Origin of the sequence: Acidovorax sp. Root275, assembly GCF_001428965.1 — a bacterium.
In the GTDB taxonomy this organism is placed as follows: Bacteria; Pseudomonadota; Gammaproteobacteria; order Burkholderiales; family Burkholderiaceae_C; genus Acidovorax; species Acidovorax radicis.
Genome location: NZ_LMJH01000008.1, coordinates 835195 through 860337 on the forward strand (window position 1 = coordinate 835195; position 25143 = coordinate 860337).

At 65.7% G+C, this 25143-nt stretch carries 23 protein-coding genes; 17 read left to right on the top strand and 6 right to left on the bottom strand.

Going from position 1 to position 25143, the window contains the following annotated elements; all coding sequences use genetic code 11:
- Positions 1 to 30: 30 nt before the first annotated feature.
- The 7 genes from ASE52_RS13900 (at position 31) to moaD (ending at position 7368) form a co-directional block, all read left to right on the top strand.
- The gene (locus tag ASE52_RS13900; protein ID WP_057226858.1) at positions 31 to 1275 is read left to right on the top strand and encodes a pyridoxal phosphate-dependent aminotransferase; all 1245 of its coding nucleotides are present in this window, start codon (positions 31 to 33) and stop codon (positions 1273 to 1275) included.
- A 31-nt stretch (positions 1276 to 1306) separates the two neighbouring features.
- A complete protein-coding gene (locus ASE52_RS13905) occupies positions 1307 to 2332 on the top strand; it encodes a DUF1176 domain-containing protein (protein WP_241777003.1) in 1026 nt (341 codons plus the stop codon).
- Between the two features lie 63 nt (positions 2333 to 2395).
- A complete protein-coding gene (locus tag ASE52_RS13910) occupies positions 2396 to 3730 on the top strand; it encodes a homoserine dehydrogenase (RefSeq protein WP_010463854.1) in 1335 nt (444 codons plus the stop codon).
- Positions 3730 to 5169 carry a threonine synthase gene (thrC, locus tag ASE52_RS13915; protein ID WP_057226860.1) on the top strand — a complete coding sequence of 480 codons (1440 nt, stop codon included), beginning with the start codon at positions 3730 to 3732 and terminating at the stop codon, positions 5167 to 5169. The genes ASE52_RS13910 and thrC overlap by 1 nt, the downstream gene beginning before the upstream one ends.
- Positions 5170 to 5315: 146 nt before the next feature.
- On the top strand, positions 5316 to 5873 hold the full coding sequence (gene mobB / locus ASE52_RS13920; RefSeq protein ID WP_057226863.1) for a molybdopterin-guanine dinucleotide biosynthesis protein B: 558 nt from the start codon (positions 5316 to 5318) through the stop codon (positions 5871 to 5873).
- Positions 5870 to 7120 (top strand): gephyrin-like molybdotransferase Glp, encoded by a 1251-nt coding sequence (gene glp, locus ASE52_RS13925; RefSeq protein ID WP_057226864.1) that lies wholly within the window; start codon positions 5870 to 5872, stop codon positions 7118 to 7120. Before mobB ends, glp begins: the two co-directional genes overlap by 4 nt.
- Positions 7117 to 7368 carry a molybdopterin converting factor subunit 1 gene (gene moaD, locus ASE52_RS13930; protein WP_010463863.1) on the top strand — a complete coding sequence of 84 codons (252 nt, stop codon included), beginning with the start codon at positions 7117 to 7119 and terminating at the stop codon, positions 7366 to 7368. The genes glp and moaD overlap by 4 nt, the downstream gene beginning before the upstream one ends.
- Before the next feature lie 33 nt (positions 7369 to 7401).
- Here the strand turns inward: moaD and dapA are convergent, their stop codons facing one another.
- The 4 genes from dapA to ASE52_RS13950 form a co-directional block, all read right to left on the bottom strand.
- A complete protein-coding gene (dapA, locus tag ASE52_RS13935; protein ID WP_241777004.1) occupies positions 7402 to 8310 on the bottom strand; it encodes a 4-hydroxy-tetrahydrodipicolinate synthase in 909 nt (302 codons plus the stop codon).
- 274 nt (positions 8311 to 8584) lie between these two features.
- A complete protein-coding gene (locus tag ASE52_RS13940) occupies positions 8585 to 8947 on the bottom strand; it encodes a hypothetical protein (protein WP_057226868.1) in 363 nt (120 codons plus the stop codon).
- Positions 8948 to 9005: 58 nt separating this feature from the next.
- Positions 9006 to 9920, bottom strand: a complete 915-nt coding sequence (locus ASE52_RS13945; protein WP_057226871.1) for a hypothetical protein — start codon at positions 9918 to 9920, stop codon at positions 9006 to 9008.
- A 31-nt stretch (positions 9921 to 9951) separates the two neighbouring features.
- A complete protein-coding gene (locus ASE52_RS13950) occupies positions 9952 to 10206 on the bottom strand; it encodes a hypothetical protein (protein WP_057226873.1) in 255 nt (84 codons plus the stop codon).
- 76 nt (positions 10207 to 10282) lie between these two features.
- On the opposite strand from ASE52_RS13950, the gene ASE52_RS13955 reads away from it, so the two are divergent.
- The 7 genes from ASE52_RS13955 to ASE52_RS13985 all read left to right on the top strand — a co-directional run bounded on the left by ASE52_RS13955 (position 10283) and on the right by ASE52_RS13985 (position 19946).
- Positions 10283 to 10513: a hypothetical protein gene (locus tag ASE52_RS13955; protein WP_055393176.1), complete on the top strand. Its 231-nt coding sequence runs from the start codon at positions 10283 to 10285 to the stop codon at positions 10511 to 10513.
- A gap of 47 nt (positions 10514 to 10560) precedes the next feature.
- The gene (locus tag ASE52_RS13960; protein ID WP_057226876.1) at positions 10561 to 11037 is read left to right on the top strand and encodes a molybdenum cofactor biosynthesis protein MoaE; all 477 of its coding nucleotides are present in this window, start codon (positions 10561 to 10563) and stop codon (positions 11035 to 11037) included.
- A 150-nt stretch (positions 11038 to 11187) separates the two neighbouring features.
- Entirely contained in the window at positions 11188 to 14454 is a 3267-nt protein-coding gene (locus ASE52_RS13965; RefSeq protein ID WP_158004162.1) for an IPTL-CTERM sorting domain-containing protein, read from the top strand.
- A 303-nt stretch (positions 14455 to 14757) separates the two neighbouring features.
- Positions 14758 to 15090: a collagen-like protein gene (locus ASE52_RS13970; protein WP_057226880.1), complete on the top strand. Its 333-nt coding sequence runs from the start codon at positions 14758 to 14760 to the stop codon at positions 15088 to 15090.
- Positions 15091 to 15335: 245 nt separating this feature from the next.
- The gene (gene clpB / locus ASE52_RS13975; protein WP_057227256.1) at positions 15336 to 17942 is read left to right on the top strand and encodes an ATP-dependent chaperone ClpB; all 2607 of its coding nucleotides are present in this window, start codon (positions 15336 to 15338) and stop codon (positions 17940 to 17942) included.
- Between the two features lie 75 nt (positions 17943 to 18017).
- Positions 18018 to 18374: a hypothetical protein gene (locus ASE52_RS13980; RefSeq protein WP_057226882.1), complete on the top strand. Its 357-nt coding sequence runs from the start codon at positions 18018 to 18020 to the stop codon at positions 18372 to 18374.
- A gap of 132 nt (positions 18375 to 18506) precedes the next feature.
- Entirely contained in the window at positions 18507 to 19946 is a 1440-nt protein-coding gene (locus ASE52_RS13985) for a coniferyl aldehyde dehydrogenase (RefSeq protein ID WP_057226884.1), read from the top strand.
- On the opposite strand, the gene ASE52_RS13990 is transcribed toward ASE52_RS13985, so the two are convergent.
- Complete coding sequence (locus ASE52_RS13990; protein ID WP_057226886.1) at positions 19918 to 21792, bottom strand: hybrid sensor histidine kinase/response regulator; 1875 nt, start codon at positions 21790 to 21792, stop codon at positions 19918 to 19920. The two genes, ASE52_RS13985 and ASE52_RS13990, sit on opposite strands and share 29 nt — an antisense overlap.
- Positions 21779 to 22414 carry a response regulator transcription factor gene (locus ASE52_RS13995; protein WP_010463891.1) on the bottom strand — a complete coding sequence of 212 codons (636 nt, stop codon included), beginning with the start codon at positions 22412 to 22414 and terminating at the stop codon, positions 21779 to 21781. The genes ASE52_RS13990 and ASE52_RS13995 overlap by 14 nt, the downstream gene beginning before the upstream one ends.
- 164 nt (positions 22415 to 22578) lie before the next feature.
- Between ASE52_RS13995 and ASE52_RS14000 the strand changes: the two genes are divergently transcribed.
- The 3 genes from ASE52_RS14000 to ASE52_RS14010 all read left to right on the top strand — a co-directional run bounded on the left by ASE52_RS14000 (position 22579) and on the right by ASE52_RS14010 (position 25107).
- Positions 22579 to 23181: a hypothetical protein gene (locus tag ASE52_RS14000; protein ID WP_057226888.1), complete on the top strand. Its 603-nt coding sequence runs from the start codon at positions 22579 to 22581 to the stop codon at positions 23179 to 23181.
- A 210-nt stretch (positions 23182 to 23391) separates the two neighbouring features.
- Entirely contained in the window at positions 23392 to 23913 is a 522-nt protein-coding gene (locus tag ASE52_RS14005) for a GNAT family N-acetyltransferase (RefSeq protein ID WP_029414078.1), read from the top strand.
- Between the two features lie 18 nt (positions 23914 to 23931).
- Positions 23932 to 25107, top strand: a complete 1176-nt coding sequence (locus tag ASE52_RS14010) for a class I SAM-dependent methyltransferase (RefSeq protein WP_057226890.1) — start codon at positions 23932 to 23934, stop codon at positions 25105 to 25107.
- Positions 25108 to 25143 lie beyond the last annotated feature (36 nt).

Genomic DNA, 25143 nt, shown 5'->3' on the forward strand with positions numbered 1-25143 from the left:
CACCTGACCCCACTGCACCACCGTCAGCGCATGAAAACCGTCCAAAAATCCGCCAAGCTCGCCAACGTCTGCTATGACATCCGGGGGCCCATCATGGACGCGGCCAAGCAGATGGAGGAGGACGGCCACAAGATCATCAAGCTCAACATCGGCAACCTGGCTGTGTTCGGGTTTGATGCGCCCGAGGAGATCCAGCTCGACATGATCCGCAACCTGCCCAATTCGGCGGGCTATTCGGACAGCAAGGGCATCTTTGCAGCGCGCAAGGCGGTGATGCACGAGACGCAGAAGCAGGGCATCAAGGGCGTGATGCTGGACGACATTTACCTGGGCAATGGCGCCAGCGAGTTGATCGTGATGGCGACCAATGCGCTGCTCGACAATGGCGACGAGCTGCTGCTGCCCTCGCCCGACTATCCGTTGTGGACAGCGGCGGCCAGCCTGTCGGGCGGCACGCCGGTGCATTACCTGTGCGAAGAAGCCAACGGCTGGATGCCCGACCTGGCCGACATCCGCTCCAAGATCACGTCCCGCACCAAGGGCATCGTGGTCATCAATCCGAACAACCCAACGGGCGCACTGTATTCGGACGCGCTGCTCAAGGGCATCGTTGCTATTGCGCGCGAGCATGGTCTGGTCATCTTTGCGGACGAGGTGTATGACAAGGTGCTGTACGACGGCGCCAAGCACACGGCCATCGGCTCGTTGAGCGAGGATGTGCTCACACTCACCTTCAATTCACTGTCCAAGAGCTACCGCTCCTGCGGCTATCGGGCCGGTTGGCTGGTGGTATCGGGCGACAAGAAGCCCGCCAAGGACTACATCGAGGGGCTGAACATGCTCTCGAACATGCGCCTGTGCGCCAACGTGCCCGGCCAGTGGGCGGTGCAGACCGCGCTGGGCGGTTACCAGAGCATCAACGAGCTGGTGGGCGAGGGCGGACGCCTGCGCAAGCAGCGCGATCTGGCCTACGAACTCATCACTGCCATCCCGGGCGTGACCTGCGTCAAGCCGCAGGCGGCTCTCTATATGTTCCCGCGCCTGGACCCTGCCGTGTACCCCATTGAGGACGACCAGCAGTTCTTCCTGGAGCTGCTGCAGGAAACCAAGGTCATGCTGGTGCAGGGCACGGGCTTCAACTGGGCCGCGCCCGACCATTTCCGTATCGTGTTTCTGCCCCATGAGGATGACCTGCGTGACGCCATCGGCCGCGTGGCACGCTTCCTTGAGCAGTACCGCAAGCGCAAGCAGGCAGTGGCTGTTGCTGCTGCCTGAGGTGGCGTGGCGCCGAGTGAGCCCATCTTCCATGCGCATTCGCTCTGATGTTCACCGGGCCTGGCGCTTCATGGCGTGCGCGCTGGCGTTCGCCGCTCCATTGGTGCCTGTACAGGCTGCAGATAACAAAGGTGCCGTCAGTTTCCAGCACAAGGACTGGGCACTGCAGTGCGACAACACCCGCACCTGCCGGGCTGTGGGCTACCAGCCCGAGTCGGGCGACTCCGAGCCCGTCTCCATCCTCCTGACCCGCGACGCCGGGCCTGACACGCCGGTACTGGTGGGTTTTCAGGTCTCTACGGAGAAAACCACCCCTGCATCGCTGCACCTCAAGGTCGGCAAGCTTTCATTGCCAGGCCTCAAAGGCGACGCCCCGCAGGTGGCGGCAGGCGACGTGCCTCGCCTGCTGCAAGAGCTGCTCAAGAACGAAGAAGCCACCCTCGCCGCCGGCAAGGACCGGTGGGTGCTGTCGCTCGCCGGGGCCAGTGCCGTGCTGCTCAAGATGGACGAGGCCCAGGGCCGTGTGGGCACCCCGGGCGCGCTGGTGCGTCGTGGCACGCGGCCTGAAGCCTCTGTGCTGCCGCCCGTACCGGCACCGGTGGTCAAGGCCGTGAGCCCCCTGCCCACGCGCAAGGGCGATGCAACGCTGGCCAAGCCCCTGATCGCGGCGCTGGACCGTGCCAGCGCGGAGGGCCAGTGCAATGGCGACGACCCCTTCAACCTAGCCAACGTGCAGGTCTATCGCCTGACGGAGCGCAAGTTGCTGCTGTCCGTGCCCTGCGGCATGGGGGCCTACAACTTCACCAGCCTGCTGTGGATGGCCAACGACCGGCCCCCGTACAAGCCCGAGCCCGTGCAAGACGTGGACGGCGAATTCGATCCCGCCACGGGCAGCGTGCATTCGGCCATGAAGGGGCGCGGCATCGGCGACTGCTGGTGGGTGCGCCAGTGGCAATTTGACGGCCAGGGTTTTGTGCTGACCAGCGAGTCGGGTGACAGCATGTGCCGTGGCTTTGCCGGTGGCGCCTGGCAGTTGCCCAGCTATGTCACGCGGTGATTGTGTGCTGCGCCGTATCGCCTCCTATTCCATCCCTCTTAAAAAACTCTTCCCACCATTGCTATGAAACCCATCCAAGTAGGCCTTCTGGGCATCGGCACCGTCGGCAGCGGCGTGTTCAACGTGCTCGCGCGCAACCAGGACGAGATCAGCCGCCGGGCTGGCCGTGGCATCGAGATCACCATGGTGGCCGATCTGGACGTGGAGCGTGCCAAATCGGTAGTGGGTGCTGACATCCAGGTCGTCAACGATGCCCGCGCCATCATCGCCAACCCCGACATCGACATCGTCATCGAGCTCATCGGAGGCTACGGCATCGCCCGCGCGCTGGTGCTCGAGGCCATTGCCGCCGGCAAGCACGTGGTCACCGCCAACAAGGCGCTGCTGGCCGTGCACGGCACCGAGATCTTCGCGGCCGCTTCGGCCAAGGGCGTGATGGTGGCCTTCGAGGCCGCCGTGGCCGGTGGCATCCCGATCATCAAGGCGCTGCGCGAAGGCCTCACCGCCAACCGCATCCAGTGGATCGCCGGCATCATCAACGGCACCACCAACTTCATCCTGTCCGAGATGCGCAGCAAGGGACTGGACTTTGATGTGGTGCTCAAGGAAGCCCAGCGCCTGGGCTACGCCGAGGCCGACCCGACCTTCGACATCGAAGGCGTGGACGCCGCGCACAAGGTCACGCTGATGAGCGCCATCGCTTTTGGCATCCCGGTGCAGTTCGACAAGGCCTATGTTGAAGGCATCACCAAGCTTTCAGCCGCTGACATCAAGTACGCCGAGCAACTGGGCTACCGCATCAAGCTGCTCGGTATCACCAAGCGCGTCGACAAGGGCGTGGAGCTGCGCGTGCACCCCAGCCTGGTGCCCTCCAAGCGCCTGATCGCCAACGTCGAGGGCGCCATGAACGCCGTGGTGGTGCAGGGCGATGCCGTGGGCACCACGCTGTACTACGGCAAGGGTGCGGGCAGCGAGCCCACCGCCAGCGCCGTCATTGCCGACCTGGTGGACATCGCCCGCCTGCACACGGCCGACCCCGAGCACCGCGTGCCGCACCTGGCCTTCCAGGCCAACACGCTGACCGATGCCATGGGCACGCTGCCGGTGCTGCCCATGAGCGAAGTGGTCACCAGCTACTACCTGCGCCTTCGCGTGGCCGACCAGGCCGGCGTGCTGGCCAAGGTCACCGGCCTGCTGGCCGAGGCGGGCGTGAGCATCGATGCGGTGCTGCAGCGCGAAGCCGATGAGGTCGGCGGCGAAGGCTCCACGCAGACCGACCTGATCATCCTGACCCACGACACCCGCGAAGGCACCATGGACGCCGTGATCGCCCAGATGCAGGCGCTGCCCACGGTGCTGGCGCCCATCACGCGCATCCGCAAGGAGGAACTGAACTGATGCTGTACATCTCCACCCGCGGCCACGCCGACCGCAAGCGTTTTTGCGACATCCTGCTGGAGGGCCTGGCGCCCGATGGCGGCCTGTACCTGCCCGAGCACTACCCGAAGATCAGCGATGCGACGCTGACCAAGCTGCGCAAGGCCTACCACGAGCAAGGCTACGCCGAGCTGGCCTTCCAGATCCTGTCGCTGTACATCGACGACATCCCCGCCGACGACCTGAAGGCCATCTGCGCCAAGACGTACACCGCCGAAGTCTTCGGCACGGGCGAGATCGTGCCCTTGCGCCACCTGGAAGACGGCCTGTGGCTCGAAGCCTTGTCCAACGGCCCCACGCTGGCCTTCAAGGACATGGCCATGCAGTTGCTGGGCAACCTGTTCGAATATGAACTCAAGCGCCGTGGCGAAGAGCTCAACATCCTCGGGGCCACCAGCGGCGACACTGGCAGCGCGGCCGAATACGCCATGCGCGGCAAAGAGGGCGTGCGCGTTTTCATGACCAGCCCGCATGGCCGCATGAGCGCTTTTCAGCAGGCGCAGATGTTCAGCCTGCAGGACGAGAACATCCACAACATCGCCATCGAAGGCGTGTTCGACGACTGCCAGGACATCGTCAAGGCCGTGAGCAACGACCTGGCCTTCAAGCGCAAGTACAAGATCGGCACCGTCAACTCCATCAACTGGGCGCGCCTCTTGGCGCAGGTGGTGTACTACTTCGCGGGCTACATCCAGGCCACCGAGACCAACGACCAGAAGGTCAGCTTCACCGTGCCTTCAGGCAACTTCGGCAACGTGTGCGCAGGCCATGTGGCGCGGCAGATGGGCTTGCCCATCGACAAGCTGGTGGTGGCCACCAATGAGAACGACGTGCTCGACGAGTTCTTCCGCACCGGCTCGTACCGCGTGCGCGCCGCGGCCGACACGCACGAGACTTCAAGCCCCTCGATGGACATCAGCAAGGCCAGCAACTTCGAACGGTTCATCTTCGACCTGCTGGGCCGCAACGGCCAGCGCACGAACGCGTTGTTTGCCAAAGCGCTGCCCGCTTATGGCCGATTCGATTTGAGTGCCGAACCGCTGTTTGCCGAAGCCGCTACCAAGTACGGCTTTGAAAGCGGCAAGAGCACGCACGCCGACCGCCTGGCCACCATCAAGGACAACTTCGAGCGCCACGGCGTCACCATCGACACCCACACCGCTGACGGCGTGAAGGTGGCGCGCGAGCACCACCAGGACGCCAGCGTGCCGATGATCGTGCTGGAGACCGCGCTGCCCATCAAGTTCGCGGAAACCATCATCGAAGCCCTGGGCCATGCACCCGAGCGGCCCGCCAAGTTCGCGGGCATCGAAGACCTGCCCAAGCGTGTGCACGTCCTACCTGCCAACGTGCAGTTGGTGAAGCAGTACATCGAGCGCCACTGCGCGCCAGCCCCGTAGGCGGGTGGCCGACAATCCAGAGACGTTTTGCTGCTGCGCAGGCGGTGGACGGCTCCGGATGGCTTGATTTGATATAAAAATGCCCCTGGCGCTTGTCTGATAAGCGTTAGCAGCTATAAATACAATAGCTAACCAAGGAGCAGTGGATGAAGGTTGTCGGTTTTGCCGGTTTTTCCGGCAGTGGCAAGACCACACTGGTCGAGCAGTTGATCCCCGAGCTGCGGATGCGGGGGCTGCGCGTGTCGGTGGTCAAGCATGCCCACCATAGTTTCGACATCGACCACCCGGGCAAGGACACATACCGCCACCGCGAGGCGGGGGCCTTCGAGGTGGTGGCTGCCTCGGACAAGCGCCTGATGCTGGTGCGCGAGTTCGAGCAACCCGCCACGCTCAGTGTGCACCACCTGCTGGCCGAGCTGTACCAGGGTGTGGACTGGGTGCTGGTGGAAGGTTTCAAGGACAGCGACCTGCTCAAGGTGGAGGTGTGGCGCGCGGCCGAAGCCGGGCAGCTGGCCAAGCCCGTGCGTTACCCCGAGGACGACTTTGTGGTCGCCGTCGCCACCGATGCCCCGCAGGGCCTGCCTGTGCCCACCCAACTGCCCTTGCTGGATCTCAACGCGCCCGCCCAGGTGGTGGATTGGCTGATCCAGAACCAGCACCGCTTCGACTACGACTGTGAACTCTATGGGATGGGTCTCGCATGAGTCGCCTGAATACGCCCTTGAAGCCCCTCGATGAAGCATTGGCCGACCTGTTGTTGCAGGCCGCACCTCTGCAGGGCACAGAGAAGGTCACGACCTTCGATGCGGACGGCCGCGTGCTGGCGCAAAACTGCGTCTCGGCCCTGCAGGTGCCGCCGCAGGACAACAGCTCCATGGATGGGTACGCCGTGCGCTGCGCGGATGTGACGGAGTTGGGCGTGGTGCTGCCGGTGTCACAGCGCATTGCGGCGGGCAGTGCGGGGGATCCGCTGCAGCCAGGGTCGGCTGCGCGCATCTTCACGGGTGCTCCGGTGCCTGCGGGTGCCGACGCGGTCCTGATGCAGGAGGACTGTGAGGCGTTGGCCTCTGCCACCGAGGGTGATGGCCTGGGCCAGGTGCGCATCAACGCCGTGCCCAAGCGGGGCCAATGGATTCGCAGTGCAGGTGAAGACATTACCCGGGGTGCCGTGGTGCTGACGGCAGGAACACGCCTTACCCCGGCCGAGCTGGGCCTGGCCGCCAGCATAGGCTTGCACCAGTTGCAGGTGGCGCGCCGCCCGCGCGTGGCGCTGTTCTCCACGGGCGATGAACTCGTCATGCCTGGCGAGGTTCCGCCCGAGCAGATGCGCCCTGGTGCCATCTACAACAGCAACCGCTTCTTCCTGCGCGCCATGTTGCTGCGCCTGGGCTGCGAGGTGACCGACTTTGGCATCGTGCCCGACCGGCGCGACGCCACCATCGACGCATTGCGCGAGGCGAGTGCCGCACACGACCTGATCCTGACCAGCGGCGGCGTGAGTGTGGGCGAGGAAGACCACATCAAGCCTGCGGTGGAAACGCTAGGCACGCTGGACCTGTGGCAGATCGCCATGAAGCCCGGCAAACCGTTCGCCTATGGCCGCATTGGTGCGGCCCATTTCATGGGCTTGCCGGGCAATCCCGTGTCGAGCTTTCTGACGTTTGCGCTGCTGGTGCGGCCGTTTGTGCTGCGCCTGCAGGGTGTGCAGGATGTGGCTCCTCAATCCATTGCTGCCCGCGCTGATTTCACCTGGCCCAAGGCCGATAAACGCCGCGAGTTTCTGCGTGTGCGGCACAACGCGGCGGGCGGGCTGGATCTGTTCAACAACCAGAGTTCGGGCGTGCTCACTTCTGCCGCCTGGGGCGATGGCGTGGTGGACAACCCGGCGGGCCAGACGATTGCGACGGGAGACACTGTGCAGTTCATCGCTTTCTCGGAGCTGTTGTCATGAAGGTGTCTGTGCGCTACTTTGCCTCCATCCGAGAGGCCATCGGCCAGGGCAGCGAGGCGGTCGAAACCTCTGCCGCCACGCTGGGCGCCCTGCGCGACGAACTCATCGCACGCGGCGGCGCCCACGCCAGTAGCCTTGCACGAGGCCGGGCCGTGCGCATGGCGCTCAACCAGACCTTGAGCGATGAGTCCGCCACCCTGGCCGATGGGGCCGAGGTGGCGTTTTTTCCGCCGGTGACGGGCGGTTAGCCGGGGCGCTCTCGCGCGCGCCGGCAAGTCACCTCAGAGCGCCTTCAAATGATCCTGCAGCGCCTTCGAGGCTGGCATCATCGGAGCGCGCAGCTCGTTGTGCATCCACCCCGCATGCGCCAGCATCGCCTTGAGCGGGGCAGGGTTGGGCTCGGCAAAACACGCTTCCACCCAGGGTTGCAAGGCTTGCCACACGGGGCGGGCTGCTGGCAGGTCGCCTGAGCGCAGCAAAGCCGTCAATTCCACGAAACGCGGTGTCTGCCAGTGCGCGCTGGCCGAGATCGCACCTGTACCCCCCAGGGCCAGCGTATGGAAGATCTGCGCGTCTTCGCCCGTCAACACCTGCAGCCGTCCATCGGCGATCAGGGCCTGCGTCTTGGCCGTGTTGCCGCCACAGTCCTTGATGGCCTGGATGCGCGGATGCGCCGCCAGCGCCAGCAGCGTCTCGGTGGTGAGCGTGGCGCCCGTGCGGTACGGAATGTCATAAATCAGCAGGGGCACCGCGCTGGCGTCGGCCAGCGTGCGGAACCAGTGCAGCAGGCCTTCTTGCGAGGGGCGGATGTAGTGGGGGGCGGACACCAGCAGGCCCGCCACCGGGTAGTGTGCAAGGGCCCGCACCTGCTCCAGCACCTGGCCCTGGTGGTAGCCCGACACGCCCATCACCACGGGCAATCCCTGGGCGGCGCCCAGCACGGTCTCCAGCACCTGCAGTTGCTCGGCCTTGTCGAGAGCCGCAGCCTCACCGGTCGAGCCGCAGGCCACGAAGCCCGCAACACCGTCGGCACACAGCCGGGCGGTGAGGGCGGCCAGCGCCGGATGGTCCACGGCGCCGTCCTTGAACGGCGTGACCAGAGCGATCCACAGCCCACTGAAGGGGGTGCGGGTGGGCGCCGGGAGGGTGGCCGCGGATGCAGCGGGGGAAGGTGTCGTCAGTGTGGGCATGCGTAGCGTCCTTTCAAGGTTCGACCAAGGGAAGAACCGTCCGAAAAAGAACGCGCGGAATGCCGGGGAGGGAAGAAAAAAGAAGGGGGATTTCTCTACCAGGTGGTTCCGTCGCTCATCCGGACGGAACCACAGCTCCGGTCAGATGAGCTCTGGTTTTTTGGCTTTGACCACGCACTGCAAGGCCACCGCAGCAGCGGTGGTCATGGCAAAGAGGGTGTGCGTGGGCATGGGGCGCAGTATAGCCAAGCGCTCAGTCCGCGCAAAAGGCCATTCAGGGCGTGGGCGGTTGTGGGGGGGCTTCTTCGTCCACCGGCTTGGGCAGTGGTGCCACCAGCACGGGGCACTGCCACACCAGCAGTTCGGCCAGCCGGGTGACGATCCATGTCGCTTCGGCCACCGACACACCGGATTCAACCGTACACAGCCCCGCGTGAATGCGCTGCAGGATCTCGGTTTCAGACGGTGCCTGCACGTGGTACAGCGTCTGTGCGTGCTCCACCAGGTGGCCCGCCAGGTCTTCGCACAGCTCGTAGCGGGCCCGTACGCCATCTGCCTTTTCAGTCAGACGCCCCCGTGCGTCGGTGTACACCGCCATGAAGGAGGGCGGCACGTGGATCTGGTTGTCGTCGTACATGGCTGGGTGGGGGTTGAGAGCGGTCATGGGGCCGGGAGGTGCCCGTGGCGGGAGCTGTTCAGGGGTGTTCCGCCGCATCTGCGGCGCTGCCGTGCGCACGGGGCAACCTGTGGGATGTCAGGTGGTGGTGTGCCATGGCGGCGGTTTCTGCAAACCAGCCCAGCAGGTGCTGCAGCCAGGTCTGCAGTTCGGCCTGAAAGCGGGGCGTGAGCGCGACCAGCCCCCGGGGGGCGTCCTGGGTCAGGTGGCCCTGTGCCGTTGCCTCATTGACCAGGTTGCGCACATGCGAGTGCGAAAAGCCCAGGCGCTGCGCAAGCTCGCTGGCGCGCAGGGAAAACGGCGTGGACCCTCCATCCCCGGGGCGGCGCACCCGGCAGTGTTCGCGCCACAGCAGCATGGCAATGCGCCCGCCGCCGTCGCGCTGGTCGAACCAGTCCCAGCCGCCAAATTGGCCCCGGGTTTCGGCCAGGCGATCGAGGATGTGGTCGGCCCCGGCCAGAAAGGCGGCGAAGTAGTCTGCATCGCTGTCCAGCCGCTGTGCATGGCCTGGGGGCAGGGCGCCCAGGGCCTCGGCGCAGTGCAGGTGGTGCCGCACCCAGGTGCGCAGGCCGTCCAGCAGCCGGGGGGTGGGCGCGAGGTAGCGGAGCCGGCGGTCGGCGGGATCGGTGTCCACCGCCACCATGCCCGCCAGCCGCAGCACGGCGAAGAACGTGGCCAGTGTGCGGGCACCCCCCGGCATGCGTTGCTGCAAGAGCGTCAGCGTGGGGCGCGGTGCACCCCGCAATTGCCATTGGTAGTGCTGCACCACCAGCCGGCCGGCCGCGTGCGACTGCAGCGCCCGGCCGAAGATCTTGTTGATGAGCCGTTCGTTCCAGTGCAGGCGCAGGATGCCGTCGCAGTAGGCCTCCACGGCCTGGGTATAGGTGTCCGGGGCCTGGGAGTCGAGCGCCTCGAAGGATTCTTGCAGGTCCATGGGGGGCGTGCCGCACTGGCGGGTCGTTGTATCAGTCGGGGGTGAACAGCCGCTCGAACCTGGCCTGGTCGGCGGCAAGCTCGAAGGTCACCACCTGGCCCATTTTCATGTCCGACAGGCGGCAGGCGCCAAACAGGGTGGTTTTGCCGGCCAGCTCCATCACGTCCAGGTCGATGATGGCATAGGGGTGGGGCACGAAGACCTGGTGCTCGAACACGTCGCGGACCGTGTTGCGCGGGGACGGGTAGAGCTTGTAGAGATCGGTCTCAATCGTTTGTGTGGCCATGGGCTTAAGGTGCGAGGGTGGCTGCAGTACGGGTACAGTGCGGGCGAATCGTACAGATAAACCTATTTACCAATCTATGGCACGCAACAAAAGTGAATGGCCCGCCAAGGTGCTGGCGCTGGTCCGGGGCGGCAACCTGCCCGCCGCCATCGCGCAGATCAAGGTGGCCCCCACCGTTGGCGACGTCACCCGGCTGCAGACCCTGCTGGCCCAGCTGCCCCCTTCGCCCGCGCTGGCGCAGCTGAACAAGGTGGTGGAAGAAGAGCGCGCCTTGCTGGCCGCGCCGCGGTTGCACCGCTCGCCCTGAAGCCTCTTTCTGTCTGATTTTTACATGCCCATAAAGAGCTTTTTGCCATGACCTTGCCCCGCGTTTCCATCCAGACCGAGGACTTCGACCTGTCCACTGAAATCGCCGCCCTGCGCCGCGAGAACAAGGGTGTGGGCGCGGTGTGCAGCTTTGTGGGCACGGTGCGCGATCGCAACGAAGGCGACCAGGTGTCCTCGATGGAGCTGGAGCACTACCCCGGCATGACCGAAAAATCCATCGAGGCCATGGTGGAAGAGGCGTTCCGGCGTTTCGACATCTTTGGCGCCCGCGTGATCCACCGCGTGGGGCTGCTGCAACCGCTGGACCAGATCGTGCTGGTGGCAGTGACCAGTGCCCACCGGGGCCAGAGCTTTCAGGCATGTGAATTCCTGATGGACTACCTCAAGACCCAGGCCCCGTTCTGGAAGAAGGAGGAAACCGCCCAGGGCGCGCGCTGGGTGGACGCGCGGGTGAGCGACGATGCGGCGCTGGCGCGCTGGGGCATTGTGGCGAACAACGCCTGAATCGCTGCCGGAAGCCCCCTGCAGGGCGCACCTTGAACCCCTGTCAACGGGGGAATCCAGTTCCATGCAAAGTTTGGACTTGCGCACAGCCTAGGTCATTTCGAGAATCGCTCCCTGCCCGGTAAGGGCATGAACAGGGGGGAGTTCTTCATGGCATGTGTAGCGCAAGCATGGTGGCGCGCGTGGTGGTTTTGCCTGGCCGTTTTCGGCATGTGCCTGGCGGTCGCAGGACAGGCGCGGGCAGACCTGTCTTTTGTGGCCGCGACCAGCTTGCGCCTGGGTGGATCGCCCACAGACATGGCGACAGGCGATTTCAACGAAGATGGCAGACCCGACCTTGCGGTGGTGGATTATTCGGGCGGTAGCGTCAAAATCCTGCTCAGCACTGGAGGCGCTGCAGGCTTTTCCGAGGCGGGTGCATTCAGCATGGGCGGGGCTCCCTACGGTGTGGTAGCGGCCGATTTCAATGGCGACGGGCATCTGGATGTGGCCGTGACCAGTTTCAATAACGGGAACGTGGTGGTTCGCCTGGGTGATGGCCATGGCGGCTTGTCCGCTCCGGTCGCCTTTGCCGTTGGCCCCAATCCCACGGGCCTGACGGTGGCGGATTTCGATGGCGATGGGCGGCTCGACCTGGCCATTGCCGTTACCGGGGGGTGGTCGACACGCGGTATTTTTATTCTGTGGGGCGATGGAAGCGGGCGTTTTGACGTGCGTCCCGGCACCAGCATCGGGCTGAGTATTCAAGCTCGGCACATCGTCGCTGGCGACTGGAACGAGGACGGATTTGCCGACGTTGTCCTGGGCTCCGGCGACGGTGTATTTCTGATGCTGGGAAACGGTGCGGGCGGTTTTGCGGCCTCGCAGAGCCTGATCGGCGATGAGTATGCCCCGTTCGTGGCGGTAGGTGACGCCGATGGCGATGGCCACCTGGACATCCTTGCGCTGGTGCAGAACGCCTTCACCAGTCCTGTCCTCCTGATCGGAGACGGACAAGGGGGCTTCTCGCGCAAAAACGTGTCTAGAGCCTATGGGCGCTTCAGCGGCGGGCAGATCGTGGATGCCACGGGCGATGGCTTGCCCGACTTGGTGTTGTCCCGCTACAGCGGCACGGTGCTGGTAGTGCCGGGCCTTGCTGGTGGCGGGCTCAGCTTCAAGACCCAGGAATACGCCGTTGGACAGGATGTGGGTAGGCCGGTAGCAGCAGATTTCAATGGTGATGGGCATCCGGACATCGTCGTGTCGAACGACCACAACGGACAGGGCGGCCATCTGGTCTACCTGCGTGGGGACGGCGCGGGCCAATTCGCCGCAGCGCGCAGTTACGGAGACCCCGAGCGCTATATCCGGGCGGTCGCAACCGCCGATTTCAATGAGGACGGTCGCGCCGACCTCGCCGTGATCCACCGCGATGAAGATTCAGTCTGGATTCTGCGCGGCGACGGCACGGGCGCATTTGACTACCGCACCCGGCTTGATACCTGGCCCGGGAGGGGCCCAAGCTCCCTGGCCGCGGGCGACCTTGATGGCGATGGGCATGCGGACTTGGCCGTGGTGAACGAGGGCGATGCGACGGTCATGGTTTTCTTCGGAAATGGGGTCGGCGGCTTTACTCCGGCGGGGCGGCAGTCCTTCACTGCCCTGACACCGATGTCGGTGACGATGGGTTCCTTTCAGGGCCCCGGCAAGCCTGCGTACGCAGCCGTATGGGCGCCGGAGACGGCAGGCGTTTACGAAGCCATTCGATGGGTGGGCGTGAGCCCGCAGCGCACTGTCGAGCAACTGAATATGTCGACGTGGGACAACGTGACAGGGTTCATTTCCCTGGATGTCAACCAGGATGGCCTTGCCGACCTGGTGGCATCCACATCAGCGGGTACGGTAGGAACCGGTTTGACTGCTGTATCGGGGTCCTCAACCAGTCCGGTTCCACAGGATCCCAGTTACCTGCCCGTGGGCATTGGGGCCCTCAGGGCCGTCGCTGGGTGGAGCCAGGCGGGCCAATCGGGTGTGTTCACCTCTGGAGGTACGCAGATCGCATCGCTGACCTCGACGCAGTGGCAGCCGTTGAGCGTTGCCGGGATCTATAGCCCCGGGATCGCGGCCAGCGTTCTCGCTTCTTTCGACTTTGACGGCGATGGGGCGCCTGATGTGGTGGCCGCTGACGCAACCTCGGGCGAGCTTGCCATCATGCGTGGCCAGGGAGCGCCCGGCGGGCTGGGGAGCGCCTTCTTGCGGTATGGGGGCGGCACGCCCGAGCAGATGGTGATGGCCGACTTCAACGGGGACGGCCTGGCCGACATCGCCATGGCCAACGGCTACGGGGGCGTCTCCGTGCTGATGAATGCTTCTCCATCCTCCAATGCCGCGCTCGCGTCGCTGGCGTTGTCTCAGGGAGCGCTCAGCCCGGCCTTTGCGGGCGGCGTGACGGCTTATACAGTCACGGTGCCGCATGGTGTGGCCCAACTGTCACTTACCCCCGTCGCGGCCCACGCTGGAGCGTCCATCACGATCAATGGAGTGGTGGTGGCCAGCGGGGCGGCGACTGCTCCGCTGCCGCTGGCGGTCGGGTCCAATGTCATCCAGGTGGAAGTGCTGGCTCAGAATGGCGTGGCCCGGCGCACCTACACCGTTACCGTCGAACGCGGGCAAGCTCCCCAGCACGCTGTCACCGCCACGGCAGGGGGCGGCGGCAGCATCAGCCCGGCGGGCGTGGTCAACGTGGCCGACGGCCAAACGGGCGCCTTCACCGTCACGCCCGCTGCGGGCTACCGCATTGCGGCCGTCACGGGCTGCGGCGGCGCGCTGGCGGGCAGCACCTACACCACGGCAGCGGTGACGGCTGCCTGCACCGTACAGGCGCGTTTTGAAACCCTGCCCACACCCACGAACACCGGGTCGGGGCCCGTCAACGTGGGCGTGGTGGATGGCAGCACGGGCTGCCAGCTGGACCTGGCGGGCACCGGCCCGGTGGTGGCCCCGGCGCCGTACCCTGGCGCCACCTTGCCGCACGGGGCGTTCCGCCTGCGGCTCATCAATTGCCAGCCGGGTGAGACGGTGCGTGTGGCGGTGACCTTTCCAGACCTCACGGGTTTCACCGTGAAGAAGTACGGGCCCACACCCGACAGCCCTTCCTCCAGCCGTTACTACGATCCCGTGAACCTGCAGATCAGCGGCAACACCGTGACCTACGATGTGACGGACGGCGGCTGGGGGGACAACAGCTTTGGCGCGCAGGATGGCACCATCAACGACCCTGTCGTCCCCGTGCTGCTGGCGCCTGGCCCGGCGGCCATCCCCACGCTGTCGGCCTGGGGCCTGGGTGGGCTGGCCGCACTGCTGGGGCTGCTGGCGTTGCGGGGCGGCCGACGCACGTCTGCACGGTTTGTTGGAGCGGTGGTTCAAACAAGATTTTGAGCAAAATTGGCCGCTAGCGCTTATTGATAAAGCGCTGGCAGCTATGAATTTTGTAGTGTTTGTGAAAATGCCGGATGGAAGGTCTCGGCGGCACCAGGGCTCCGGCGGCTCATTGGGTTGCGGGATGAGGCATCGCCGGGAACCACAAGCAGTCGTCGGGCCGTCCTACAAGGCGGCAGGGGATGCATGGATAAATTAGCGCTACCGCTGGCAGTGACTGTTGAAGGCAAAAAGTCACTGCCAGCAAGAAACTCTCCGCACAGTTTCATCGTCACGTGCGCTTCATCTCCTACAAGGCTTCCCATGAAAAAATCCCTGCTGCTTGCCGCACTTATCGCCACCTTTGGTCTTGCCGCTTGCGAGAAAACGGTTGTTACCCCTCCCGCCACGGCCCCCGTGGTCGTGGTCCCGGGCCCGGCAGGCCCTGCTGGCGCTACGGGCGCAACCGGCTCGACCGGTGCCACGGTGGCCGTTCCCGGCCCTGCGGGCGAAACGGGTGCCACTGGTGCCACCGGTTCCTCGGGTGCCCCCGGCTATGACGGTGCCAAGGGTTCCACCGGCGCTACCGGTGCCACGGGCGATACGGGAGCCGATGGCAAAAAGGGTGATACCGTGATCGTCGTTCCCGCCAAGTAACTCCTGGTGGACCCTAAAAAGCGCAGGCGGTATTCCGCCTGCGCTTTTTGCTTTGCAGGCCCACGGATGCGCAGCCCTTGCCACGCTCTGCGCGGGCGGTCTGAATCGGCGGTGATGAAATGAACCGGTCCAGGGCATCAGGGCGCCTTGGCGGTGATTGATCTGGCGCAAGGCCTGCGCGGGGGCGTCGTCTTGAAATTCCGGAAGATTTGCCCCAAGTGCAGCGCAATTCGGAGGACATCCACATGCGTCTCGACAAATTCACCACCAAGTTTCAGGAAGCCCTGAGCGATGCCCAGAGCATTGCGCTGGGCAATGACCACGCCTACATCGAGCCCGTGCACATGCTCGTGGCCATGCTCAAGCAGGACGACGGCCCCAAGGCGCTGCTGCAGCGTGCGGGCGCCAATGTGCCCGGCCTGCTGGCGGCCGCCGAGGCTGCCGTCAAGCGCCTGCCCCAGGTGCAAGGCAACGACCAGGTGCAAGGCGGCCCCGAGCTGGGCCGTGTGCTGCAGGCCACCGAGAAAGAGGCCATCAAGCGCGGCGACCAGTTCATCGCCAGCGAGCTGTTCCTGCTGGCGGTGATCGACAGCAAGGGCGAAGCCGCCAAGATCGCCAAGGACAATGGCCTCACGCGCAAGAGCCTGGAGACCGCGATCGAAGCCGTGCGCGGCGGCCAGAAGATGGACAGCGCAGAGGCCGAGGGCCAGCGCGGCGCCCTGGCCAAATACTGCATGGACCTGACCGAGCGCGCCCGCCTGGGCAAACTCGACCCCGTGATCGGCCGCGACGATGAAATCCGCCGTGCCATCCAGGTGCTGCAGCGCCGCACCAAGAACAACCCCGTGCTGATTGGCGAGCCCGGTGTGGGCAAGACCGCCATCGTCGAAGGCCTGGCCCAGCGCATCGTGGCGGGCGAGGTGCCCGAGTCGCTCAAGAACAAGCGCGTGCTGAGCCTGGACATGGCGGCGCTGCTGGCCGGTGCCAAATACCGGGGCGAGTTTGAAGAGCGTCTGAAAAGCGTGCTGAGCGAACTGGCCAAGGACGAAGGCCAGACCATCGTCTTTATCGACGAGCTGCACACCATGGTGGGCGCGGGCAAGGGCGAGGGCGCGATGGACGCGGGCAACATGCTCAAGCCGGCCCTCGCGCGTGGCGAGCTGCACTGCGTGGGCGCGACTACGCTCGACGAATACCGCAAATACATCGAAAAGGATGCCGCGCTGGAACGGCGCTTCCAGAAGATCCTGGTGGGCGAGCCTACTGTGGAGGCGACCATCGCCATCCTGCGCGGCCTGCAGGAGAAGTACGAAGTGCACCATGGCGTGGACATCACCGACCCCGCCATCGTGGCCGCGGCCGAGCTGAGCCACCGCTACATCACCGACCGCTTTCTACCTGACAAGGCGATCGACCTCATCGACGAAGCGGCGTCCAAGATCAAGATCGAGATGGACTCCAAGCCCGAGGTGATGGACAAGCTCGACCGCCGCTTGATCCAGCTGCAGATCGAGCGTGAAGCCGTGCGCCGCGAGAAGGACGAGTCTTCGCAAAAGCGTTTTGCGCTCATCGAGGAAGAGATCACCAAGCTGCAAAAGGAAATCGCCGACTACGACGAGATCTGGCAGTCCGAAAAAGCCCAGGCGCAGGGCAGTGCCCATGTGCGTGAAGCCATCGACAAGCTCAAGTTCCAGATCGAGGAGTTCACCCGCAAGGGCGACTTCAACAAGGTGGCCGAGCTGCAGTACGGCAAGCTGCCGGACCTGGAGCGCCAGCTAAAAGAAGCGCAGGCGCAGGAGGATGGCAAGGACGGCGCCCCCGCCACGCGCCGCCTGTTGCGCACGCAGGTGGGTGCCGAAGAAATCGCGGAGGTGGTGAGCCGCGCCACGGGCATCCCCGTGGCCAAGATGATGCAGGGCGAGAAGGACAAGCTCTTGCAGATGGAGACCAAGCTGCACGAGCGCGTGGTGGGTCAGCAGGAAGCCATTGCTGCGGTGGCCAACGCCATCCGCCGCTCGCGCTCGGGACTGAGTGACCCGAACCGGCCCACGGGCTCGTTCCTGTTCCTCGGCCCCACGGGCGTGGGCAAGACCGAGCTGTGCAAGGCGCTGGCGGGCTTTTTGTTCGACAGCGAAGACCACCTGATCCGTATTGACATGAGCGAGTTCATGGAGAAGCACTCGGTGGCCCGCCTGATCGGCGCGCCGCCCGGCTACGTGGGCTACGAGGAGGGTGGCTACCTGACCGAAGCCGTGCGCCGCAAGCCCTACAGCGTGCTGCTGCTCGACGAGGTGGAAAAGGCCCACCCCGACGTGTTCAACGTGCTGCTGCAGGTGCTGGACGATGGCCGCCTGACGGACGGCCAGGGCCGTACCGTGGACTTCAAGAACACGGTGATCGTGATGACGAGCAACATCGGCTCGCACCTGATCCAGGCCATGGTGGGGCAGGACTCGGAGGACATCAAGGAAGCGGTGTGGGGTGAGCTCAAGAACCACTTCCGTCCCGAGTTCCTCAACCGGATCGACGAGACAGTGGTGTTCCACGCGCTGGATGCGCAGCACATCGCCTCGATCGCCAAGATCCAGCTGCAACTGTTGCAAACCCGGCTGGCGAAGATGGATTTGGAATTGCAGGTGTCGGACGCGGCCTTGGCAGAATTGGCCAAGGTGGGATTCGACCCGGTGTTTGGTGCGCGGCCGCTCAAGCGGGCGATCCAGCAGCGCATCGAGAACCCGCTGTCCAAGCTGTTGCTGGAAGGGCGTTTCCCGCCCAAGAGCGTGATCCCGGTCACCGTGAACCCGGTGCTGGAGCCGGGTGTGTTCCAGTTCGGCGTGGCCCCGCAGGAGTGATGCGGGCCCGGGAAGGGATAGCGGCCCTAGTCAGGGCTGCCATCCCTTCCCCAAGATGTGAAGGAGAGGTGTCGTTTGAATGAATTTGTTGCGGGCGTTGTGCGCCTGTTGCTGCGGGTGGTGGTCATCGCCATGGGCCTGGTGCTGTTCGCCAGCCTGCTGATCGCCATGATGGTGCTGGCGCTGGTGTGGACGCTGCGCGCAGGCTGGGCACGCCTCACAGGCCAGCCGGTGACTCCCTGGGCCATGCGCATGGATCCCCGCACGGGCTTCAGCACCGTGTTTCGCTCCACGGAGCGCTGGTCGTCCGGTCGCCGTGGTCCTGCGCCAGCCGCAGATGACACCAGCGACGAGGCCGCAGCGTCGCGCCGGGGTGGCATCCTGCCTGGCGCCGCCGAGGTCACGGACGTTGAGGCGCGCGAAGTGCGCTGAGGGGGCACTGGCCGGCCGATGCACCGCGCCTTTGGCGGTCCCGCGTGGAGCTGCTTGCGCAGTGAGCCCTTGTACCGGTCTCGCCTGCTTTTTCCGTGACGCGCCTGTCGGGGTGTCTTCTATGATCCGACCATGACACCAGCCGATATCCACGCCCATTTCGATCTTCAACGCCAGGCCAGCCGCGCGCATGTGGATGTGCCGCTGCTCGTGCGCCGTGAGCGGCTGCTGCGCCTTCGCAAGATGCTCGACGAGAATGGCCCCGTGCTGGCAGCGGCCGTGCAGACCGACTTTGGCATGCGTTCGCCACGCCTGACCGAGGTGGCCGACTTCTTTGTGCTGCGCACCCTGCTGTCGCACACGCTGCGCCATCTGGCGAAGTGGATGAAGCCCCGCAAGGTCCATACGCCGATCTACCTGCAGCCGGCCCATGCCTTCATCCAACGCCAGCCGCTGGGCGTGGTGGGGGTGATTGCCCCGTGGAACTACCCGGTGCAACTGGCCCTGGCGCCCGCCATCACGGCATTGGCAGCGGGCAACCGCGTGATGCTCAAGCCCAGCGAGCTGACGCCCCACACTTCGGCCCAACTGGCGTTGCTGGTGGCGCAGTTCTTTGCCCCCGACGAGTTCTGCGTGGTGCAGGGCGACGCCAACCTGTCGGCCCTGTTTGCCTCGTTGCCGTTCGACCATCTGGTGTTTACCGGCTCCACCGCCGTGGGCCGCAAGGTGGCGCAGGCAGCGGCGCAGAACCTGACACCCACCACGCTGGAGCTCGGCGGAAAGTCCCCTTGCATCATCGATGGCCACTGCGACATGGCGGATGCGGCGCTCAAGATTGCGCACGGCAAGCTACTCAACGCGGGGCAAACCTGTATTGCCCCCGACTATGTGCTGCTGCCGCGCGGCCGCGAGGGCGAGTTTGCACAGGCCTACCGGGCTGCGGTGGCGCGCCTGTTCCCCACCATCGAGGGCAATGCCGACTACGCCTCCATCATCACCCCGCGCCACCATGCGCGCCTGCGCACCATGCTGCAGCAGGCACAAACGCAGGGTGCGGAGGTGCAGACCATCGACCCCACCGCTGGCAAGCCGGTGGTCCACACCGTAGGCACGCTGGGCGACGGCGCCAGCCGCCAGATGGCGCCCACGCTGGTGTTTGGCGCCACGTCGCAGATGCAGCTCATGCAGGAGGAGATCTTTGGCCCCATCCTGCCGGTGATCTCGTACGAACGGCTCGACGATGCCATTGCCCACATCAACACCGGGCCACGCCCGCTGGCGCTGTACTGGTTTGGCCAGAGCGAGGCGGTGCAGGCCGATGTGCTCCGGCGCACAGTGAGCGGCGGTGTGACGGTGAACGACACGCTGATGCACATCGCGCATGACAACCTGCCGTTTGGCGGCGTGGGTGACAGTGGCTGGGGCGCTTATCACGGTGAACAGGGCTTTCTGCGCTTTTGCCACCAGAAGTCGGTGCTGGTGCAGTCGCGCTGGGCCATGGGCTCGCTGTTCTACCCGCCGTACGGCGCGAAGTTCGACCAGGTCATGGGGTTGCTGCGGCGCTGGCTGTAGCTGTCCGTTCGTCGTCTTCCTGGGGGGGGCCGCTTGCTGGCGCTGGCTGCGGCTGTGTGATGAGCTGCACCATGGCGTCGCGCAGTTGCCCGGTGGACACGGGCTTGTGCAGCAGCAGCGCAGAGGTGGATTGCGCATCGCGCAGGCGCTGGGGTGATGTGTCGCCCGTCATGATGATCGCTGGAACCGGCGTGCCCAGGTAGGCGCGCAGGGCCTGCAGCACCTGCTTGCCGGTCTCCTCGTGGCGCAGGCGGAAGTCCGTGATGATGAGGTCGGGTGTGATGTCTTCCAGGCATTCGAGCGCATCGGCGCTCGACTCTGCGGTGATGCACTGACAGCCCCAGCTGTGCAGCAGCGATTGCATGCCGATGCGGACGGCTTCGTCGTCATCGATGGCGAGCACCTTCAGGCCCACGAGGTTGCCGGTGTCGGGCGCGGGTGCGGTGTCGTCTTCCAGGGCGCCCTGCCAGCGGTCAAGCCACAGCCGGAACACCGAACCCAGACCCGGCTGTGACAGCACCTCCACCGAGGTGCCCATCTCCCGCGCCAGCCGCTGCACGATGGCCAGGCCCAGCCCCAGGCCCTTGCGGCGGTCGCGTTCGGGATTTCCAAGCTGGTGGAACTCCTTGAAGATGTTCTCCCACTGGCTGCGTGGGATGCCTGGCCCCGTGTCCCAGACCTCCAGCGCCAGGCGCTTGCCGCGCGTGCGGCAGGCAATCAGCACGCCGCCCCGGGCGGTGTAGCGCAACGCGTTGGAGATGAAGTTGTGCATGACCAGCCCGACCAGCGAGCGGTCGGCAAAGGCGGCAGCCGACGTCTCCCGCGTGCGGTACACGAGGCCCGCCGTGTCGGCCTGCACGCCGAACTCCTGCTCCAGCGCCGTCAGCAGTGGCTGCACGGCAAAGGCATCGGGCCGCACTTTCACCACACCGGCTTCCAGCCGCGAGTAGTCGAGCAGGGTGGTCAGCATCTCGGCCGCTGCGCCCGAAGCCGCGTGGGCGTGCCCCAGCACGGTGAGCTGATGGTCGTTGAGCGGGCTGCGCTGCAGGGACTCCAGGAACAGGCCCATGGCATGCAAGGGCTGGCGCAGGTCGTGGCTGGCGGCAGCCAGGAAACGGGATTTGTCGCGGTCGGCCTTCTCGGCGGCCTCCTGGGCCGCCAGTGCGCGTTGCGATTCGGCGCGCAGCTGGGTCACGAGCCGGTCGTTCTCCAGCTTGAGCGCAATGCTGCGCCGGGTGGCCCGGTCGGCGGTGCGCGCCTGCATGCCCGTGAGTGCGTAATAGACACCGGTGAGAAACAGCGCGGGCCACATCACCGGCCCACCGGCCAGCGCCACCGCCATCATCACCCCGCCGATGGCGCAGGTGAGGTAGGTGACATAGGCGCGGTACAGCGGGGCGCCCAGCCCGAGCGCGCCGGACGACACCGTGCTGATGATGCCGATGGCGTAGATGACACTTTCCGCCGTGCCCCAATAGAGCACCACATACCCCAGGCTGCCCCAGCTCAGCCCCATGGCCGCCATGCAGGCGATCAGCTTGCGCGCCGCCTGTGGTGCCGGATCGGTGAAAGGAGCAATGCTGTGCAGGGTGAGATACACCCCGGCCACCACCAGCGTGTGCGACACCAGCCACACCGTGATGGTCTGTGTGTCGGCCACACGCGCCATGACCCACAGCGTGCCGAGCGCGGTGGCCAGCGATGCGAGCAGCGTCATCGGGAAGTTGTGCCGCAGCAGTGCTACCTGCTCGCGCAGCACCTCATCGCGTTCCCAGACCGGCCATCCCCAGCGCGTGGGGGGCTGGATGGCGTCCGACGGCGCCGGCAGGGCCTCAGAGGGAGTCATGCAGCTGGGGAGTGGACAGGCCCAGGCGCTGGGCTGCCAGCAAGGCAGCGCTGCGGCTGTTGACGCCCAACTGCGCAAAGATCGCTGCCACATGCACGCGCACGGTGTTTTCGCTCAGGCCGAGGTCGCGTGCGATGACCTTGTTGGGCTTGCCAGTACACAGCAGCGACAACACGTCGAGCTGGCGCGCGGTCAGCGACGGCGTGTCGGGGCCGCGCGTGGTGGCGCTGTTGCCGCTGTTGATCGGAAAACAGGGCTGCCCCGACAGGGCGCAGGAGATGGCCTCCAAGATGTCTTCGGCGCTGGCGGATTTGGGCAGAAAACCATCGGCGCCACGGGCTCGCGCTTCATGGATCGCATCGGGCGCCACGCTGGCCGAGACCAGCACGATGCGCGCCTTGGGGCAGGCCTGGCGCAGCAGGCGCAGGCCGTCCAGGCCGCTCATGCCGGGCAATTGGATGTCCAGCAGCACCAGATCGGCATCGGCCAGCTGCAGCGCGCAGGCTTCGGCAATGGAGCCTGCCTCGGCAATCGTGCCCACGCGGGGGTGGTCCTGCACGATCAGGCGCAGCCCGGTGCGAAACAGGTTGTGGTCATCCACAAGCAAAAGGCGGGCAGTCATATAGCAAGTATTGCGCACAACGCGCTGTTGCGGACTAGTCCATTTGTGCGATGGACGCTCCGTTGTGCACTTTCTAGACTTTCCGTCAAGCATTGAAAAGCACCTGAGGGGGTGCACACCCACCATCCATCAATGCGCAACCTTCGTTTTTCAAAGGGTTTCTCATGACTGCCAATGCACTTCACCTAGGTTCCGCCGCTTCCGATGTGTCCCGCCACCACAGCGAACGGCGACCGGGGGGCATCGCTTCGCCGCAGGGCAGCGCGGGGCTGGGGGGCAACACGCTGGCCCAGATCGTGGAAGAAAACTGCCCGGGCATGCTGGCATCGGCCGGGGTGGTGATCGAGCACCTGGACGCGCAGGCGGGCACCTGGCAGTTCTCTGCGGACGAGGGGAAAACCTGGCGTGCCATTCGCACCGACCTCATCAACCGCGCTGGCAATCTGGGGCTGGCGCTGGACAGTGATGCGCGGCTGCGGGTTCTGCCTTTTGGGGGCCACCGCGTGAACGGCGCGCGGGTGGCCTTCCATACCGTGGAGCGCCGCCATGGGCAGGGCAATGGTAGTTACCGTGCCTATGCCAGCGACGAGCGCGAGGAGGGGTGTTCGCGCACCGTCACGCTGGTGCTGGGGCTCTCGGCCATCAACGGTGCGCCGCCGATCGTGCATGTCCCGCGCCCCCGCAACAAACGCGCGCTGGTGCAGCGTGCGGCGGCAGCAGCCGGTGCGGCGGGGGCTTCGCTCTCGGGCTCCATGGCGCTGGCCTGAGGCCATGCGCGGCGCCCGCAGCCAGGTTTTGCAGTGCGGCGCAACCCGCAACGCCAGCCACTGATACCCGGCGCTGAAATGCTATGTACACAGGCATTTGAGGGGGCTCCACCGGGGGCTTGAGAGGGGGCCGGACAGGGGGAAAAACCGTTTGCGGCGACAATGCCGGTCCTTTCGTTTTTTCATTCCCCGTTTTCGTTCGGTTTTTTCATGTCCAGTATCCAGGTTCGTCCCGCCACGCTTCGCGATGCCAAAGCCATTGCCCAGATCCATACCGTCTCAGCCCAAGAGGTCTACAAAGGGCTGGTGCCAGACGAGCAGTTGAAATCCATGTCGGTCGAAAAGCGCCAGGCCTACTGGCGCGAGGCCATTGAATATTGCGAGCCCCAGGTCCAGGTGGCCGTGGACGGCGAGAAGATCGTCGGTTTTGTCGGCTACGACCGCTCGCGCGATGAAAAATCCCGCCCCACCACCGGTGAAATCTGGGCCATCTACGCCGCGCCCACCCACTGGAACCAGGGCGTAGGCCTGGCCCTGTGGGATGCCGCCCGCGATGGGCTGCAAGAAGAAGGTTGCACCAACGTTACGGCGTGGGTGCCCCTGCGCAACGAGCGCGCCATCCGGTTCCACGAGCTGGCGGGCTTCAAGCAGGAGCTCTCCACGGCCAAGACGGCCGTGGTGGGGGGCGTCAAGATTGAAGAAGTGCGCCTGAAGCGCCCGATTAATGCATAAGAACGCACAAGGCACTCAATGATCGAATGGAGCCGCCAGGGCCAGATTCAACAAGCCCAGTGGCGCTCCGAGAGCGGAGCCCCGGCCCCGCGCCGGGTCGTCACCGCCGACGATACCTTGGCCGCCGACACGGCCTACCGCATGGCCTGTGAAGGCACCGGCCTGCTGTGGCAGGGCGACTTTCAGAACGCCCGCATGTTGCTGCAGGCGCTGATGCGCCGGGCCGATGCCAAGTCCGGCAAGGGGGGCAAGTCGGCCAAGCCGCGCAAGTCTGCCGCCAAGGCAGCCGAGAAAGCTGCTGCCGCCACACCTGCTGAAGCCTTTCACTTGCACCGCCAGGCGCAGGCGCAGCGCGCGCGGGTGCTGGCGTCGGTGCTCATCCCGCTCGAAGGCGACTACACCATTGACCTGCGCCGTGCACCCGACTGGCGCCAGGCCTGTACCGAGGCCTGGGGCCCGGCCACGGGTGAGCGTTCGGTGGCCACGCTGCGCGAGTTGCTGGGCCTGGTGGGCGCGCACGAGTGGCGCAAAAAGGGTGTGGAAGTGCCCGCCTTGGGCGCGCCCCCGCTCAACCGCATCCACCCGCACTACGGCGTGTTCTCGCCCGTGCGCGGCGAATATGTGGGCTTGGTGGCCGACACCGCGCTGCCCACCAAGACATTGGCCTTTGACATTGGCGTGGGCACCGGGGTGCTGTCTGCCGTGCTGGCACGCCGTGGTGTGCAGCGCGTGGTGGCCACCGACCAGGACCCGCGCGCCCTGGCCTGCGCCCGCGAGAACCTGCAACAACTGGGGGTCATGCCCCAGGTCGAGCTGCTGCAGGCCGACCTGTTTCCGCCGGGCCGCGCGCCCCTGGTGGTGTGCAACCCGCCCTGGCTGCCTGCACGCGCCAGCTCGCCCATCGAACACGCGGTGTACGACGAAGGCAGCCGCATGCTCAAGGGCTTTCTGGCGGGTTTGGCGGACCATCTGGAGCCTGGAGGCGAGGGCTGGCTGATCCTGTCGGACCTGGCCGAACACCTGGGCTTGCGCCCACGCGCGCAGTTGCTCGAGTGGATCGCCGGTGCGGGGCTGGTGGTGCGTGGCCGGCACGATGTGAAACCGCACCACGGCAAGGCGGCCGATGCGGGTGATGCCTTGCACGCAGCCCGCGCGGCAGAGGTCACGTCGCTGTGGCGGCTGGCTGCGGCCTGATGGCTGGCTTGGCGGCGTAGCTGCCTAACCCCCTCT

Excerpts from the sequence above, each read along its gene's own strand:
- ASE52_RS13900 (WP_057226858.1), top strand. The coding sequence starts at position 31 with ATGAAAACCGTCCAAAAATCCGCCAAGCTCGCCAACGTCTGCTATGAC.
- ASE52_RS13905 (WP_241777003.1), top strand. The coding sequence starts at position 1,307 with ATGCGCATTCGCTCTGATGTTCACCGGGCCTGGCGCTTCATGGCGTGC.
- ASE52_RS13910 (WP_010463854.1), top strand. The coding sequence starts at position 2,396 with ATGAAACCCATCCAAGTAGGCCTTCTGGGCATCGGCACCGTCGGCAGC.
- thrC (WP_057226860.1), top strand. The coding sequence starts at position 3,730 with ATGCTGTACATCTCCACCCGCGGCCACGCCGACCGCAAGCGTTTTTGC.
- mobB (WP_057226863.1), top strand. The coding sequence starts at position 5,316 with ATGAAGGTTGTCGGTTTTGCCGGTTTTTCCGGCAGTGGCAAGACCACA.
- glp (WP_057226864.1), top strand. The coding sequence starts at position 5,870 with ATGAGTCGCCTGAATACGCCCTTGAAGCCCCTCGATGAAGCATTGGCC.
- moaD (WP_010463863.1), top strand. The coding sequence starts at position 7,117 with ATGAAGGTGTCTGTGCGCTACTTTGCCTCCATCCGAGAGGCCATCGGC.
- dapA (WP_241777004.1), bottom strand. The coding sequence starts at position 8,310 with ATGCCCACACTGACGACACCTTCCCCCGCTGCATCCGCGGCCACCCTC.
- ASE52_RS13940 (WP_057226868.1), bottom strand. The coding sequence starts at position 8,947 with ATGTACGACGACAACCAGATCCACGTGCCGCCCTCCTTCATGGCGGTG.
- ASE52_RS13945 (WP_057226871.1), bottom strand. The coding sequence starts at position 9,920 with ATGGACCTGCAAGAATCCTTCGAGGCGCTCGACTCCCAGGCCCCGGAC.
- ASE52_RS13950 (WP_057226873.1), bottom strand. The coding sequence starts at position 10,206 with ATGGCCACACAAACGATTGAGACCGATCTCTACAAGCTCTACCCGTCC.
- ASE52_RS13955 (WP_055393176.1), top strand. The coding sequence starts at position 10,283 with ATGGCACGCAACAAAAGTGAATGGCCCGCCAAGGTGCTGGCGCTGGTC.
- ASE52_RS13960 (WP_057226876.1), top strand. The coding sequence starts at position 10,561 with ATGACCTTGCCCCGCGTTTCCATCCAGACCGAGGACTTCGACCTGTCC.
- ASE52_RS13965 (WP_158004162.1), top strand. The coding sequence starts at position 11,188 with ATGGCATGTGTAGCGCAAGCATGGTGGCGCGCGTGGTGGTTTTGCCTG.
- ASE52_RS13970 (WP_057226880.1), top strand. The coding sequence starts at position 14,758 with ATGAAAAAATCCCTGCTGCTTGCCGCACTTATCGCCACCTTTGGTCTT.
- clpB (WP_057227256.1), top strand. The coding sequence starts at position 15,336 with ATGCGTCTCGACAAATTCACCACCAAGTTTCAGGAAGCCCTGAGCGAT.
- ASE52_RS13985 (WP_057226884.1), top strand. The coding sequence starts at position 18,507 with ATGACACCAGCCGATATCCACGCCCATTTCGATCTTCAACGCCAGGCC.
- ASE52_RS13990 (WP_057226886.1), bottom strand. The coding sequence starts at position 21,792 with ATGACTCCCTCTGAGGCCCTGCCGGCGCCGTCGGACGCCATCCAGCCC.
- ASE52_RS13995 (WP_010463891.1), bottom strand. The coding sequence starts at position 22,414 with ATGACTGCCCGCCTTTTGCTTGTGGATGACCACAACCTGTTTCGCACC.
- ASE52_RS14000 (WP_057226888.1), top strand. The coding sequence starts at position 22,579 with ATGACTGCCAATGCACTTCACCTAGGTTCCGCCGCTTCCGATGTGTCC.
- ASE52_RS14005 (WP_029414078.1), top strand. The coding sequence starts at position 23,392 with ATGTCCAGTATCCAGGTTCGTCCCGCCACGCTTCGCGATGCCAAAGCC.
- ASE52_RS14010 (WP_057226890.1), top strand. The coding sequence starts at position 23,932 with ATGATCGAATGGAGCCGCCAGGGCCAGATTCAACAAGCCCAGTGGCGC.